This window comes from Roseiflexus sp. (genome assembly GCF_057785375.1).
Genome location: NZ_JBYNRX010000114.1, coordinates 1 through 15447, shown reverse-complemented (window position 1 = coordinate 15447; position 15447 = coordinate 1). Strand labels below are relative to the sequence as shown.

General features: G+C 62.6%; 12 protein-coding genes and 1 CRISPR repeat array. Of the genes, 11 read left to right on the top strand and 1 reads right to left on the bottom strand.

Features of this window, described 5'->3' with window-relative positions; all coding sequences use genetic code 11:
• Positions 1-272 precede the first annotated feature (272 nt).
• The 11 genes from AC3EA7_RS22565 to cas2 all read left to right on the top strand — a co-directional run bounded on the left by AC3EA7_RS22565 (position 273) and on the right by cas2 (position 12441).
• On the top strand, positions 273-1670 hold the full coding sequence (locus tag AC3EA7_RS22565; protein WP_488616331.1) for a TIGR02710 family CRISPR-associated CARF protein: 1398 nt from the start codon (positions 273-275) through the stop codon (positions 1668-1670).
• A gap of 10 nt (positions 1671-1680) precedes the next feature.
• A complete protein-coding gene (locus AC3EA7_RS22560) occupies positions 1681-2712 on the top strand; it encodes a helix-turn-helix transcriptional regulator (protein ID WP_488616330.1) in 1032 nt (343 codons plus the stop codon).
• Entirely contained in the window at positions 2709-3452 is a 744-nt protein-coding gene (locus AC3EA7_RS22555; RefSeq protein WP_488616329.1) for a hypothetical protein, read from the top strand. Before AC3EA7_RS22560 ends, AC3EA7_RS22555 begins: the two co-directional genes overlap by 4 nt.
• Positions 3449-3832: a CRISPR-associated protein Csx15 gene (csx15, locus tag AC3EA7_RS22550; protein ID WP_488616328.1), complete on the top strand. Its 384-nt coding sequence runs from the start codon at positions 3449-3451 to the stop codon at positions 3830-3832. Before AC3EA7_RS22555 ends, csx15 begins: the two co-directional genes overlap by 4 nt.
• Positions 3833-4844: 1012 nt before the next feature.
• A complete protein-coding gene (locus AC3EA7_RS22545; protein WP_488616327.1) occupies positions 4845-5036 on the top strand; it encodes a hypothetical protein in 192 nt (63 codons plus the stop codon).
• Complete coding sequence (locus tag AC3EA7_RS22540) at positions 5033-5479, top strand: ribonuclease HI family protein (protein WP_488616326.1); 447 nt, start codon at positions 5033-5035, stop codon at positions 5477-5479. Before AC3EA7_RS22545 ends, AC3EA7_RS22540 begins: the two co-directional genes overlap by 4 nt.
• A gap of 14 nt (positions 5480-5493) precedes the next feature.
• Positions 5494-6906 (top strand): hypothetical protein, encoded by a 1413-nt coding sequence (locus AC3EA7_RS22535; protein ID WP_488616325.1) that lies wholly within the window; start codon positions 5494-5496, stop codon positions 6904-6906.
• A 15-nt stretch (positions 6907-6921) separates the two neighbouring features.
• A complete protein-coding gene (locus AC3EA7_RS22530; protein ID WP_488616324.1) occupies positions 6922-8259 on the top strand; it encodes a reverse transcriptase domain-containing protein in 1338 nt (445 codons plus the stop codon).
• 334 nt (positions 8260-8593) lie between these two features.
• Positions 8594-9592, top strand: a complete 999-nt coding sequence (cas1, locus tag AC3EA7_RS22525) for a CRISPR-associated endonuclease Cas1 (protein WP_488616323.1) — start codon at positions 8594-8596, stop codon at positions 9590-9592.
• Between the two features lie 120 nt (positions 9593-9712).
• Positions 9713-12046 (top strand): vWA domain-containing protein, encoded by a 2334-nt coding sequence (locus AC3EA7_RS22520; RefSeq protein WP_488616322.1) that lies wholly within the window; start codon positions 9713-9715, stop codon positions 12044-12046.
• A 119-nt stretch (positions 12047-12165) separates the two neighbouring features.
• Positions 12166-12441, top strand: a complete 276-nt coding sequence (gene cas2, locus AC3EA7_RS22515; RefSeq protein WP_488616332.1) for a CRISPR-associated endonuclease Cas2 — start codon at positions 12166-12168, stop codon at positions 12439-12441.
• A 172-nt stretch (positions 12442-12613) separates the two neighbouring features.
• Here cas2 and AC3EA7_RS22510 read toward each other — a convergent pair whose 3' ends face one another.
• Positions 12614-14650 (bottom strand): WYL domain-containing protein, encoded by a 2037-nt coding sequence (locus AC3EA7_RS22510; RefSeq protein ID WP_488616321.1) that lies wholly within the window; start codon positions 14648-14650, stop codon positions 12614-12616.
• Between the two features lie 158 nt (positions 14651-14808).
• Positions 14809-15442: direct repeats of the CRISPR family, unit length 37 nt; unit sequence AAGAAAACAAAAGCCCCGCAATGAAGGGGATTGAAAC.
• Positions 15443-15447 lie beyond the last annotated feature (5 nt).

Genomic DNA, 15447 nt, shown 5'->3' with positions numbered 1-15447 from the left:
GCTCTTTTTGCCTTCGGCAGAGCGGTACTTGTCTTCTTTTGTGGTGCAGTGCGGCGAAGCCGCCGCACCGCATCACCTTGATCGGGAGCGCCACGCTGCCGCAAGCTCTGGCGAAGCCAGAAAACGCGCCACCGCGTAACTCCTGTCATTAACTCAATGTGCAGATCGCCTCAGATCGCCTCGCATATGCCGCCTTTGTTGTCGCGTTTGTGACGCATTGTCGGAGTATACTAGTGCAAGCGGGCGTTTTCTGGTGCTACGGAGGATGGTGTATGACACAGCCAGCCGGGTCGCTGCCTTTTACCGACGTGTTTCCGCGCTTTCACGCGACGGTCGGCAACCATACATTTCGAGGGCTGGTGCTGGTTGGAACGTTGCAGGCGGACACGCCATCGTTGCTGATTGCGGGTCTCAACCCGGAGCGGGTGGCGTTTTTGCTCACCGATCGGTCACGGACAGAGGGACTCGTTGCACAGTGTCAGAAGCGGCTTGCAGAGATCGCCGATCAGGTGTCGCTGCGCTGCCAGCCAGATGACTGGTTCTGCCCGGAGGGGGACCATTCCAACGTCTTGAGCGTCTACACGGGGTTGCGGGCAGTGCTTGATAAGTGGAGCGACCTGGATCGCCACGAGATCGCAGTGGATTTGACCGGAGGCAAAGCGACGATGACGGTTGGCCTGGCGAAAGCGGCGCATGTCCTGCGCCTGGAGTCGGTCTATGTCGATAGCGACTATGCCAACAATCGTCCTGTTCCGGGAACACAGCGCCTGGCGACGCCAGAAGACCCTTATCTGGTCTTTGGCGACCTGGAAGCGGCTGAGGCGCAACGGTTGCACAATCATCACGATTATGCCGGCGCCGAGAAGGTCTTTCGCGATCTGGCGCAACGCGTTCCGGGAAATCAGGAGTACGCGGTCTACGCCGATCTCTCGGCGGCGTATCTGGCGTGGGACAGTTTTGCGCCGCAACAGGCGGGTGCGGCGCTCGACCGTGTATTGGCGCATAGCCGTCTGCCTGCCAGGCTTCAGGCGCTACGACCAACCCTGGAGGAGCAGCGCCGGTCGCTGGCGCAGCTGACCGCCATCAACCGGCAGTTGACCCGGCGCAGTCCGCAGGCTGATGATGCCCTCGCCGCGCTCAATGACCTGGATCAGGTTCTGGCGCTGCTCGGTTCGTTGCACGGCGCGGCGCAGCGGCGTGTAGCGCAGGAACGCTATGATGTCGCGGCGCTGATGCGCTATCGTTGCCTGGAATTGTTGTCGCAGCATCGCCTGGCGACCTATGGCGTCTGGACGGCAGAGCCGTCATTCAAACAGGCGTTACAGCGCGTGCCTGATCTTGAAGACCGATACCGTCAGACACAGCGCACCCAGGGGTTTCGCAAGGTGTACGACCTGCCTGAACGCTCGATTGCGCTCTTCGACGGGTATATGCTGCTCCAGGCGCTCGGCGATCCGCTGGTGAGCGGCTGGAGCATCGGCGAGATTCGTCAGCGTTCCTATGTGCGCAATACTAGCATTCTAGCGCATGGATTCCGCGCGATTTCGCGCCAGGAGTATGATCAGTTCGCCAGCATTGTGGAGCACGTGCTGGAGCGCTTCTTTAAGATGATCCCGCAACCGCGCCAGGAATGGGAGCAGACGTATCGGTTCGTTCAGTTGGCAGAATGAGGAGACGAGCATGACCGAACGACGTCGGCGCGGCGGTGATAAGCGCAGTTCCCAATTGATCCACCGGCGCCGCCTCTTTCTGACTCGGCGTCTTATTCGGGGGCCAGCGACGGCGCAGGATCTGATCGATGAAGCGAATGCCGCATTCATCGATGTGCCGGAGCGGATCTATCCGGCGGATGCGTCGGCTGCGCTGCGCCACGACATCGCTGCATTGCGCATAGAGTATGGCTGTGCGATTGAGCGTGATGACGACGGGGTCTACGAGTTGAGGTCGCCGGGCAATCTGGCGCTGATCGATCTGCCGGACAGTGAAATCGAGGCGATGGCATTTCTGCTCGATGTCTATGAGAAAAGCGATCTGCCGATCGCGGCACAGATCAATGCGCTGCTGGAGCGCATCGAGTCGCTCATGCCCGATGATCGCCGTAACCTGCTGCACACCCTGACCGTATCGCCACGGGTGGATCGTCCACAGGCGCCGGCTGAGGGCGTCGCCGAGATGATGAGGTTGTTGAAAGGCGTCCTGCGCAAGCGTGAAGTCGAGTTCGACTACCGTTCGCCGCATACGCCCGACGGCGCCGCCCGGCATCACCGCATCGCGCCACTCGAATTCGTCTACCGCGAAGGGCATACTTACCTCGACGCCTTCTGCCTGGAGAGTGATGTGCCTGAACTTGTGGGTCAGTTCGTGCTGTATCGTCTCAACCGCATCGTGCCCGGCAGTGTCCGGCGTCTGCCGCACGCGCTGCGCCGCGACTATCGACGCCCGACGTATGCGGTGCGGTACTGGCTGGCGCCGGCAGTGGCGCGGCAGCGTGATGTTGCGCACTGGTTTCCGCAGACCACTATCGACTATGCGGCTGACGGTTCTGCAACCGTAACCGCAGTGACGAACGATCTGTGGCGTGCGCATCAGATTCTGATGCGTTACCGCGAACACTGCCGTGTGCTCGAACCGGCGCCGCTCGTCGAAATGATGCGCGCGAGCATCCAGAGGATGTTCGATATGTATTCGACTGAGACGAAGGAGATTGTATGAAGTCTCGTCGTCTGAGCGAGTTTCTGGCGCAGTTTCTGGACTCGCGCACGCCGCTGCTGTTCATCGTCGCCTCACTTGTGCTGGCGATGCTGGGCAATGCGCTCTATGAACTGGTGCTGCTGATGTTCGGCGAGCAACCGGTGACGCTGCTCGGCATCATTATCGGCGCAGCCCTGATTTTCCTGCTGCTCTTCTGGTTTCTGCGCCAGGCAATCGAAACAATCGCCCGGCGGCGCCCAATGATGAAGATTGAGCCTGTTGAGCAGATTCAGCCGCATGCCGGATTGATCCTGCCGGTCGGGTTGAGTCCGCAGGGTCCGGAGCGCGCGATCCTGGAGTGGCATCTGAGCGGCGCTACACTGCGCAAATGCTGGCTGATCGTGTCGCCGGAAGTGCAGAACAGCGCCAAGCTGAGTGATCTCAAACAGTGGCTGATCGAACAGAATGTGGATGTCAGCACGACGCCTATTTCCAACGCCACGTCCCTGGAGGACGTGTTTCGCGCGGCGATGCAGGCGTTGCGCGAGGCGCAGGCAACGCCGCTGGCGCTGCCGGTTGCAGTGGACATCACCGGCGGCACGGCGGTGATGAGCGTCGGGCTGGCGCTGGCGGCGCGCAACTGGCATGCGCCGTTGCAGTACTATCCGGCAGTCTACGGTAAAGATGGCTCGCTGCTGATCAACAGCGCTACTGCACCGAAACAGATCATCTTTGCAAGCACGGGAGGAACAACGCCATGATTCTGATCAATTTTTCGCATCCGTTGACCGACCAGCAACTGGCCCAGGTCGTGGCATTGGTTGGCGCGACGCCTGAGGTTCGCGCGATCGATGCGCAGATCGACCGCGAACGCCCGCTTGCCGAGGTTGCCGTCGAACTGGTGGATCGCGTCGGGCTGACCGCTGACGAATGGCAGACGATTCCGCTCCTGATCAACCCGCCGGCTCTGGCGCCGCTGGCGGTTGTGGTGCTGGCGGAGATCCACGGACGAGCCGGCGGCTTCCCGGCAATGCTGAACGTGCGCCCAGTCGCCGGGTCGGTTCCTACTCGCTACGAGGTGGCGGAGGTGCTCAACTTGCAGGCGCTGCGCGAAGCGGCGCGGAGGTGGAGGCGGAGGTAGAGGTGAGAGGTGAGAGGTGAGAGGTGAGAGGTGAGAGGTGAGAGGTGAGAGGTGAGAGGTGAGAGGTGAGAGGTGAGAGGTGAGAGGTGAGAGGTGAGAGGTGAGAGGTGAGGGGTGAGGAATGACTTTCAACCTTCACCCTCTGTGTTCTCTGTGCCTCTGTGGTTTTATCGACGAGTCAATGTCTACGCCAGATGTCTGTTGGTGACGGTCAGGTGTCCGCAGCTCACTGACCATCGCCTTTGCCTGGGCGACCCGCCGGGTCGCCCGATCTCCCAGAGGCGCCCCACCGCTTAGTTCGTAAACGAAGTTTTCTGACTTTTTGCAGCTCCGATCTCGGTGAACATTTACCTCACCAGGAAGCGGCAGATTTTTCGCCTTGCCCGACCGGTAAATCACCGGAAAACTTGCTTTACAGACCACTGATGGTTTTTGAGCAAATAATCCGATAGCGCCACATCCAGCCCGCGCAGGCGGGCTTCGCAACTGTAGCCGTAGCCCGCAGCTTCAGCCGCCGGGTGCTGAGCGAATGCCGGATTATTTGGTGCACTTCATCAGTCGTCGGGCAAGCAGGTGGAGAGTGATGGCATGCATTGCCTGATCCGACACATCCGTCTCAATCCGTGCATGCATATCCGTGTTCTATCATACGCCAGGCTCTGCGCTCGCTACGGTTCTTCTTTGCCTGGGCGACCCGCCGGGTCGCCCCTACGTCGCCCTTCCGCCCTTCCGCCTGCGCCTTTCCACCTTCCCACCTTCCAACCTGCAACCTGAACCCACATGACGATCAGAGACGTTGCACCGCAACGTCTCTGCCGGGAACGTTCTACGTTCAACGTGGAACATTCAACGCCACACGCGATCAAATCCGGCGCCTTTCGTCACGTTTGTGACGGTCTCTTCTGCTACGCTCAAGGCAGGAGCATCTTGATCAACCCCGCGACTTTCCCCGCTCTGCGCTCGATGTGGGCGATGGAATAATCGGCGCTTCGAAACGAAGGGAGCAACGGCAATGGTTTGGTGTCTGGCGGTTCCCGCGTGCCTGGCAGCAGTGCTGGCGCTAGCGACGCTGTTCGCGCCGCCGCTGCGGATCGCTCTGCCCTCTCCAGGGCGCTTGGCGCGTGGCTGTGTGGCGACGGCGCTTGCGCTTGTGGCTGCGGCGCTGATGGGATTAGCGATGCTGCTGCAGGAGGCGCTGTTGTGACACTGTTACTGTTACAGGTCGATGGCACGCCTGGCGCGACGCCGCGCGGTATCGCCGGGCTTGGCATCGTCGTTCGCAATGCGTCCGGCGCAGTGCTGGCGTGGTCGTGCGAACGCGCCCCGGCGATGTCTAATAACGAGGCGGAGTATCAGGCGGTCATTGCAGGGTTGATGTTCGTGATCCGGCACTATCCCGGTAGCAGGGTGCGCTGCCTGACCGATAGCCGGATCGTGGTTGACCAGCTGGCAGGTCGCCATGCGGTGCGCGCTGCGGTGCTGCAACCGTTGCATATGCGCGCACAGGAACTCGTTCGTCAACACGGTTGCGTTACGTTCCTCGCTATCCCGCGCGAACTCAATCGCCTGGCGGATGCGCTCGCTTGGGAAGCGCTCGATGGTCGCGGCTGGCTGGCGCGTGCGGTCAATCATCATCATGCGATGTGAAGGAGGAGAGCAGCATGAACACCAACATTGTTTCAACGGTGCAGGAGCAGGTTGGCGAGGCAGTCGGCGAGGGTGTCGCCGTACTGAAAGGAGAAACGGATGCAATGAGCGGCGCGCCGCTGGCGAATCTCCACTTCGCTACCGGGCTGGCGACGGCGCAGCGCGTGTTGCCGCGCCAGGCATTTGGGTTGGTGGCGCACCTGGTTGTGCCGCCAGGAACTGTGGCAGTGACTCACCTTCCCGGTGGGGAACGGCGCATCTATCAACCCGGCAGTTACGTCCTCGTCGGCATGCAGCCAGGAGCGGCGCTGGTGCAGTGGGTCGATATGCGACGGCGTCAGATGACCGTCGGACCGGTCGAAGGCTGGAGCCGCGACAAATGGCGCGTTCGGCTGTGGCTTGCGGTGGATGTCGAGGTAAGCGATCCGCTGAAGATCGCCGCACATTGTGAACCGCTTTTGGCGCTTGCGGCAGCAGTGCGCAATGGTGCACTGCGCTACATCGAACAGCAGATCCATGCGGCGCTCACCGGCGCTTCGGGCGATCAGGGGGGCCTCGATGCGCCTGCTGCGGTCATTCTGGAGCGCTTGCGGGGCGACCCCGCTCTCGATGGGCTGATGATCATCAATGTGCGGGTGATCGAACGGCAGGGCGACGAACGGCAGATCGAAGCCGCGACTGCGGCGACGGTCGCAGCGGCGCAGATCGACGAGGAACTACGGGTTGCGGCAGCGCGTCACCGCGCTCGTTTGCAGGAGATCGAGGCGGCAGCGGCATTGGTGGCGCGCGAACATGACATTCGTCTGGCGTCGGCGGCTGCGGCGGCGCTTGCAGCGCGGTTGCAGGTTGTTATGGCACAGATCCAAGCGCAGGTCGGCGAGATCGCACGCGAAGAGCAACTGTGGCAGGCGGAACAGGCGCGCTTGCAGGCAGAGTGGGAGCGCGTGCAGCAGCAATTGCTGGAAGCGCACCACACCGATCAGCAACTGCGCCTGATGGAAGGGCAGCAGGGCATGTTGCGCGTCGAGGGCGAACTGGCGCTGGCTGCCGAAGAAAAGCGGAACGCACACGCGCTGGCGCTGGCTGAGATCCAGCAGCGATTGGCGGAGCAGCGCGCCGTTCAGTTGCAGGCGCAGGCGGAACGTCGCGCGGCGCACGAACGTGATCTGCTGGAACTGCACCTGCGGTACGAGCAGATGGTCGCCGAGCAGATGCAGCGGCTCGAACAGTGGCGCACCGAGCACATCCAGATTGGCGTGCAGCAAAAACGTCAGCACGAGCGCCAGATGGCGGCCATCGCCGGCACAGCGCAGATCGCCGCCGCAGCGGCGGCAGTGGTGTCTGCGACCGGCAACAAGAGCGGCGCGAATCCGGGTGAGGTCGCCGATGCCGGATTGCGGGCGCTGCAAGAATTTGTCGAGGCGTAAGAAAGGAGGGATCGCATGCCGCTCTTTCCGCACTACAACGGACCGCCGCTGCTGCCGCAGATTTGCAGCGTCGAAAATCTGACGCTGGCGTGGCGGCGGGTGCGCAGCAACATCCACGTCGCCCGGCGCGGACGCAGCGCCGGACCGGATGCGGTGACGCTCCGCGATTTCGAGGCGGACTGGACGCGCCAGATGGCGCAACTGGCGGATGAATTGCAGCAAGGGACGTATCGACCGCTGCCTGCAAAGCGGATTGCCATCCCCAAGGCGAGTGGCGGCGAACGCGCAATCGCCATCCTGGCCGTGCGAGATCGGGTGGCGCAGCGCGCCGTTCAGCAGGTGCTCGATCCGCTGTTCGCCCCCTGTTTTCTGGATTGTTCCTACGGCTGCCGTCCACACGTCGGCGTACCGGAGGCGGTGGCGCGTGTGCAACGCTACGCCGACCAGGGGCTGGGATGGGTGGTCGATGCCGATATCGCCGGCTACTTCGACGCCATTGATCAGCGAGTGCTTTTGGGGCTGGTGCGGCAGCGCATCGACGAATTGCCGGTGCTCAAACTGATCGCGCAATGGCTCGAAGCCGGAATGCTGCCCGGCGACGCGGCGCTACCCGATGAGGCGCCGGCGACGCCGCTGCAACACGGTGAAGCCATGCTTCGGCAGATGATGTCCTGGGGCGCGGAGCGCCTGCCCCCACCGCCGACCGGTCCCTACGCCGCAGCAGCGTGGGAAATGCCGGGTAACAGTGTGGACGACGGCTGGACAGTGCGCCGGTCGGGGTTGGACTTGTGGACGGCGATGATGCTGGCGCGACCGGCGATCAATGGCGCGCGGCGAGCGTTGCCCTACCTGCAACGCATCGGCGCACGTCGTCTCGCCGTCGCTGGCGCAGTGGCAGTCGGTGCGCTGGCATTGAGCGAAGCAGTTGCGCGCATGCACACCGCGCATGGTCGTGGCACGCCGCAGGGCGGCGCGCTCTCGCCGCTTCTGGCGAACATCTATCTCCACCCCTTCGATGTGGCCATGACCAGTCAGGGATTCCGCCTGGCGCGCTTTGTGGACGACTTTGTGATCATGTGCGCAACGCAGGACGAGGCGGAACGAGCGCTGAACTTCGCGCAGCGGCAACTGCGCGTGCTGCGCCTCGAACTGAACGCCGAGAAAACGCGTATCGCATCCTACGCCGATGGGATCGAATTCCTCGGCGCATCCCTGGCGCCGCGCGCCAAGGGGCAGCGCCTGGGCGAAGGGCTGGTCGATTTCGCCGACGCCGAACGCGCCCTGCGTAACGCCCTGCGCAATGCACGGCAGCGGGTGCAGCGGAAGATCGAACGTGGGAAGGTTGAAGGTTGAACGTGGGAAGGTTATAAGGTAGAGGCGACTCGGCGGGTCGCCCACGCGAGATCACCCGCCGGGTGCAACGGGTCGCCCGCCACGGGTGCAGCGGTTCGCCCGCGTTTACCCGTGATCGAAAACCACAGAGGATACAGAGGTTGAAAGCGGGAACAGGTGTAACGATGCATTCCTTCCGTGCCCTCTGCATCTCTGTGGTGCAAACGACCATCAATAAAACCACAGAGGCGCGAAAGATACAGAGGTTGAACGGGGGCAGATGAACCATCCTTTCTCTTCCGGTTCTCTGCGTCTCTGTGGTTCAAAACAGCAGGCAAAAATAAGGAGCCAACCCATGCCAACCCTTTACATCCAGGAACAGGGCGTGATGGTGCGCAAACGCGATAATCAGGTGCTGGTCACCAGGGACGGCCAGACGCTCCACGAGGTTCCGCTGGCGAAGATCGATCAACTGGTGCTGATGGGGCGTGGCGTGCAGATCTCGACAGCGCTGCTCATCGACCTGCTCGAACGCGGCATTCCGGTCACGCTCACCAATCAGCACGGTAGTCGCCACTACGCCACGCTCACGGCGGGACCGTCGCGGTTCGGCGATCTGCGCACCGGGCAGATGCAGTACGTCAACACCCCTTCACGCGCACTGGAACTGGCGCGCGCGATTGTGATCGTCAAACTGACGAATCAGCGCCGCCTCCTGGCAACGACCGGCTGGCCCGCTGCGGCATCCGCCATGCAGCAGATCGACGCAGCGCTGACAGCGGCATCTCAGGCGCAGAATGTGGACGTATTGCGCGGTCACGAAGGCGCTGCCGCCGCCGCCTACTTCGGCGCCTGGCGCGCATCATTGCCGCCCGCCTGGGGATTCGGCGGGCGCGCTTTCTACCCCCCGCCTGACCCGATCAATGCCATGCTGTCGTTCGGCTACACCCTGGCGCTACATGATGTCATCACCGCCGTGCAGATCACCGGTCTCGACCCTTATCTGGGCACGTTCCACGTTATCGAAACCGGTCGCCCATCACTGGCGCTCGATCTGCTGGAAGAGTTCCGCCCGGTGATCGTTGATCGCATGGTGCTCGACATTGTTCGCACTAATGCTATCGGACGCGAGCGCTTTCATCGTCCGCAGGAACGACCCGAAGCGGTCTACCTCGATGCTGAAGGGCGCGCCTTCCTTGTGCAGCGGTACGAAACGCTGCTCCAGACGAAGGTGCGGTTGCCCGGCGGCGAGCAGACGCCGATGCGCCGGGTCATCCTGCTGCAAGCGCAGGCGGTTGCGCGCGTGCTACGCGGTGAACAGGAGCGATATACCGGATTCAGTCTCAATTCTTGAGATGATTGATGCATTTGTGACGGTGCTCTGCGCTATGCTGAAAATGCCTCGTGCGTTTCCGCCTCGACGCCGCCTCACGAGGGACGGTGACATCTCATCGTTCACAGGAGGAGGCAATCCATGGTTTTCTTTCGGTCGATGCGTGTGGGCATGGCAGTGATGGCATTGCGGGTCTTTGGGGTATGGATGGCGTGGTTGCCCGGCGGTGCGCATAGTGCGACAGGTTTTCCGCCCTCATCGAGTTCGGCGTTTGTTTCACCGGCAACAGGTGTGAGCGAGAGCGGCGCCTCGACGCCATTCAGGATTCTGCGCCCCTCGACGCGGCGACCGGTTGACGCCGGTTCACCGTTCCGTCCGTCGAAAATCGCCGTTGAACTCATATACCGGGGGTATGCTACGAAACAGGACATCACCGTGACCATCGGCGGCAAACCGGCGACTATCATCAGTCTTGTGCCGGTTCGCTATCTGATCGAAGTGCAGGCGCCGCAGCAACCCGCCCAAGGACGCTACGATCTGGAAGTGACCGTCAAAGGCGTCACGGTGCAGGAACCGGGGGCAGTCACGTACTTTGGCGTCAGTAATGCCAGCGTTATTCTGACGATCGACCGTTCGGGCAGCATGGGGACCGCCAAAATGGCGGCGGCGCGCGAAGCGGCGCGTCAGTTCGTCGATCTTATGCAGGCTGGCGATGGCATCGGCGTCGTCAGTTTCGACCACGTGATCGAAACGCCCCTATCCCTGACAACCATTGCCGAAGCGCCACCGCCGTCGGCATTCCTCTTCAGCGATAGCATGGAGACTGGCGCGAGTCGGTGGATTGTGGCGCCGCCGTGGGGGTTGACATCGGTTGCGCGCAATAGCGCACAGGCATGGACCGATAGCCCTGCCGGAAATTACGCGAACAACACGAACAGCGCGCTCGCAATCGCCACGCCGATTGCCATTCCCGCCTCGATGACTGCGCCCGCTCTGATGTTCTGGCATCGCTATGATATTGAAAACGGCTTTGATCGCGGCGAGGTCGAGATTTCCGCAAACAACGGCGTCACCTGGCAGCGTCTGCGATCATTTACCGGTACAGCCTTAAGATGGCGGCGCGAGATGATCAGTCTCGACGCCTACCGCGGTCAGACGGTTCGGGTGCGCTTTCGGTTGGTGACCAACGCCTTCGGCGTTCGCGATGGCTGGTATATTGATGATGTCGCCCTTGGTCCCGCGTGGGACGACGTGCGCGCCAGAGCGCAGGCAGCCATCGACACGCTGAACAGTCGCGGGACCACCTCGATCGGCGGCGGATTGCAGCGCAGCCAGCATCTGCTCACGAGCGCCAACCCCGCCCTTCCGCGCGCGATTGTGCTATTGAGCGACGGGCAGGAGAACACGTCGCCCTACGTCGCCGACGTGCTGCCGCCGATCCGTGACGCGCAAACGACGGTTCACACCATCGGGGTGGGGCGGGATGCCGATCAACGGTTGATGCTGTCGATCGCGGCGCAGACCGGCGGAACCTACAATTATGCGCCAACGCCCGATCAACTTGCGCGGATCTACAACACGATTTCCGGCGCTATCAGCAACCGCCAGACGCTGGCGACGGCGAACGGAAGCGTTGCGCCTGGCGACGTTGTGACCCAGGAGGTGACGATAGATCCGTCGATCGCGGAGGCAACCTTCTGGGTCAGCTGGACAAATCCCGGCGCCGGAGTCGCCCTGACGTTGCAGACGCCTTCCGGCGTCAGCATCGATCCCGCCACGCCGACCATAAATTCGGATGTTGTCTACGTCTCCGGCGACACCTATGCTTACTACCGCGTGCGCACACCGACGCTTACGCCAGGCGTATGGCGAATGCGCGTCAGCCGCGCCGCTTCGTCGCCGGGCATCGTTGCAGCAGACGCGCCGCCATCTGAGGTCGCAGGGGAAGCACACCTGGAACCGGAGGTTGAAAACGGGATTGCGCCGGTTGATTCATTGCTAGAAGCGCGCAACGTCGAACCTGACGAACCGGCTGCGCCACCGGCGTTACCGGCGTCAACCGACGAACCGTTTGTGGTACGCGCCACGGCGCGTGCCGACCTGACGCTCGGCTTCTATCCCGACAAAACCGAGTATCTGACAACCGAACCGATTATCGGCTTCGTCACCCTGGCAGACGATGCGCCGATAACTGGCGCGAATGTGCTGCTCAGCGTGCAGTATCCCGGCCAGACGACGCCATTCACCGTGCCGATGCACGACGACGGGTTGCATGGCGACGGCGCGGCCGGTGATGGGGTCTATGCGGCGTTGCTGCTCGGACCGCGTGAACCTGGCACGGCGACATTCACAGTGACCGCGAGCGGATCGTCCAGACAAGGCGAACCGTTTGTCCGACAGGCGGAACTTTCGACCTTTATCGCCGCCAATCCCAACCCGTACACCCTGGTGCATCTCCTGCTGGTTGCACGCTAAAGGAGTTTCCAAACTCCTTGAACCAGCCATTGACCCTTACTGTGCTGGCATTGGCTGAGCCGGTCGCAGCCAACGCCGGCTGCACATATGACAACATCAGGTGCAAGGATGGAGCGCTTATGTTCACGATCATCAGTTACGACATCATCGACGACTGGCGGCGCACGAAGGTAATGAAATACCTGAAAGGGTGGGGGACGCGCGTCCAGTACAGTGTCTTCGAGTGCGACCTGGACGCGCGAGCTTTCACAAAAGTGCTGCGTGATCTGCGCAACCTGATCGACCCGAACACCGACAGTGTGCGTTGCTACCGCCTCGACGAGGCAGCCGTCAAGCGCATACAGATCGTCGGCATCGGCGTGGTCAGCCGCGACCCGACCCACTACTTCGTCTAGCGTCGATACTGTTCAAATCAGCGTACACAGAGGCGCAAGCGGTTGCAGCCCACCTGTGGCGGACGGTCTTTCGTCAACGACCCGTGTCGCGCCTCGGCGCGGGCTGAGCCGGTCCACAGCCCACGCCGACTGCTTTCCAGACGCGGTTTCAACGTCCATGTTTAGAGTGATCTTATGAGATTGTCCATGCCCGCACCCGATCAACCCGAAACGTCCGTTCCGCCCGGCGGCGCAGACAATAGGCGCGCAGATACCAGGCATCACAGCGTCGTTCCAGTTCCAGCGGACGAACCGTTCGGCGCTCGACACGCCCTTCGCCGCCGACATCGTACTCAATCGTTACCGTTCGACGCTGAGCGATGGTGCGGCGCAGCGTTTCCAGCAGATCGTGTTCGTTCACGGCGGATTGCAGCGGCAATCCGCTGAACGGAGCATTTTTCGCAGCAGAGATATGACCATTCCCAGAGGAACTGATCCTTTCCGTCGCACTGCACGCATGGGCATCGAGGTGCGCCAGCGCTGTCTCCACCGCATCGTGGAGCGACGGCGGCAACGCATTCCACAAGCGCGCTTCGAGCGTGTCATCAATCGTCAACGGCATCCCGGCGGGCGCGTGGCGGCGATAGAACGCACAGGCGACCAGCAGCGCCGCACAATCGCCGGGGCGCAACGCATCGAGCAGCGGCGCTGTGGCGGGCATTGGCGCGCGACCGGCGACTTCGATGCCCTGACGCGCCAGCGCGCGTTGCAGCGCCGCAACGTGTTCCGGTCGCACCAGTGCAATCCCCGGCGCCAGGCGCGTTTGCACATAGCGTTGCACACTCCGCGCGCGCAGCGCCCATTCCAGTACGCCAGGGTCATCTGCCAGCAGCAACGTATCGTGGACAAATCGGAGCGACGGTGTGCGTTCAGCGAAGCGCACGCTCCACGCCTCCGGCGGCTGCCCGGCGCGGCGCAGCAGCACCCGGCGCACCACTTCTTCCTGCGCGCCGGGGATGCGCATGATCCGCCACGTCAACCCCTGCACATCGCCGCGCACCCAGCGCCCGCCCTGTGCCAGGCGCAGCGCATCGGCATCGATCCCGCCAAACGGCACGAACACCTCACCGTCCGCCTCATAGCGCCAATCACGTTCTGGTGTGGCGTATTCCAGCGGACGATAGACCTGCTCCTCGTGCCAGGCGACCAGCCCCAGCCAGTGCAATGGTTCACGCAGCGCCGTCAACAGCGCCTGCATACTGCTCTGCGCACGCCATGGCGCGCGGCGAACAACGCGGAACCCATGGGTATGCGCGTCTGCCAGCGGGCCAAGCGCCGCCATCAGCGCCGCGCACAGGCAATCCGGCGGCATCAGGCGTCCCTGCGGCACGACTTCGACCCACTGCACCAGGCGGCGGCGCAGCAGAGTCCAATCGATGCCGGTAGACGCCAGGCGCATCCGTTGCAGCCAGCGATCAGGAGTCGCGCTGTGAATCCAGGCATCGACCAGGCGCTTCCGTTGCACTTCGAGCGGCATTGCCAGAAAGGGCGCAACTGCCGGAGTAAGAGCGCAAAACCCGCGATGAGCGCTCACCAGACCGAGATCGCGCAGATGAGGCAGCAGAAAGGCATAGACAGCAGCCGCATCGTCGAGCGTATTGAGCGCCAGCAGCGGCAGCAGCGTTGCGCGGCGCAGCGTCCCATCGGCGCGCAACGGCAGCGGTGCGGCAGCACAGACGAGGATCAGCGCCATCGCAGCGCGCAGCGCCAGGGGAAGCGGTGCGACCGGCGCCGGCGTTCCTTCTGGAAGGTCGAGCGGTTGTGGGAGCCAGCGACGCACTTCCGGCGGCAGCAGATAGCGTTGCGGCGGATGAGGCGCAGGTGGGCGCGGCAACAGCCAGCCGAGCAGAAGCAACCGTTCTGCAACCGAGCGCGGCTGCGGATCGCGCGACATCTGGCGCAGCGGGCGAACGACGCCATAGCGCAGCTCAAGTTCATCGGCTGCGATGCCATTGCGGCGCCGGCGCAGATCGGCGAGCGCAGCGCGGGTTTCCGCGTCGAGCGACGCATACACGGAACGGACGGCGGCAGCGGAGCAGAGCGCCGCGCGCAAGCGGCGCAGGCGCTCATCGGCGGTACAGGCGCGCGGCAACGAAACGCGTTGCGTGCGCGCAATCAGGCGTTGCAATTCCGACGGCGTCTCACCCAGCAGCGCAGCCCAGCGATTCATACTTGACCTCAGGGGCAAAGACCTGCTATACTGTTGATGTCGCGTCATGATACGTTCCAACTGCCAGAATTGCAAAACGGCGCAGGCAAGCCGGTCAGCCGTACAGCGCATTGATCGCGTAGAGACGCCGCCGGCTGCGCAGGGAGTCGTGAGAGGGGAAGAAAACAAAAGCCCCGCAATGAAGGGGATTGAAACCCGGCGTGTTCGTCGGAACGACCGGCGTGTTCGTCGAAGAAAACAAAAGCCCCGCAATGAAGGGGATTGAAACACGCCGTTCTGCGTCTGGATGGTCACGCTCAGGCGACCAAGAAAACAAAAGCCCCGCAATGAAGGGGATTGAAACGAAAGCCCGGAACCCGCACGGTCGAACCGTGCGGGTTAAGAAAACAAAAGCCCCGCAATGAAGGGGATTGAAACCTGCTCGGCGTCGGCCTTGGCCTGCGCGATGTCGGGGCAAGAAAACAAAAGCCCCGCAATGAAGGGGATTGAAACATGGAGAGGGGGAGGTTGACGCCCACGAGCCAGTCACAAGAAAACAAAAGCCCCGCAATGAAGGGGATTGAAACGCCGTCCTCCGCGACCACGGGGGTCTCGGTGGGGACGGAAGAAAACAAAAGCCCCGCAATGAAGGGGATTGAAACACCAAGTGCCTGTCCGTCTCGAGCGCCTCGTACCCCGAAGAAAACAAAAGCCCCGCAATGAAGGGGATTGAAACCATCCCCGTCCCCTTGTCGCAGGAAGGGTGGGCCGGGGCGAAGAAAACAAAAGCCCCGCAATGAAGGGGATTGAAACAGGCG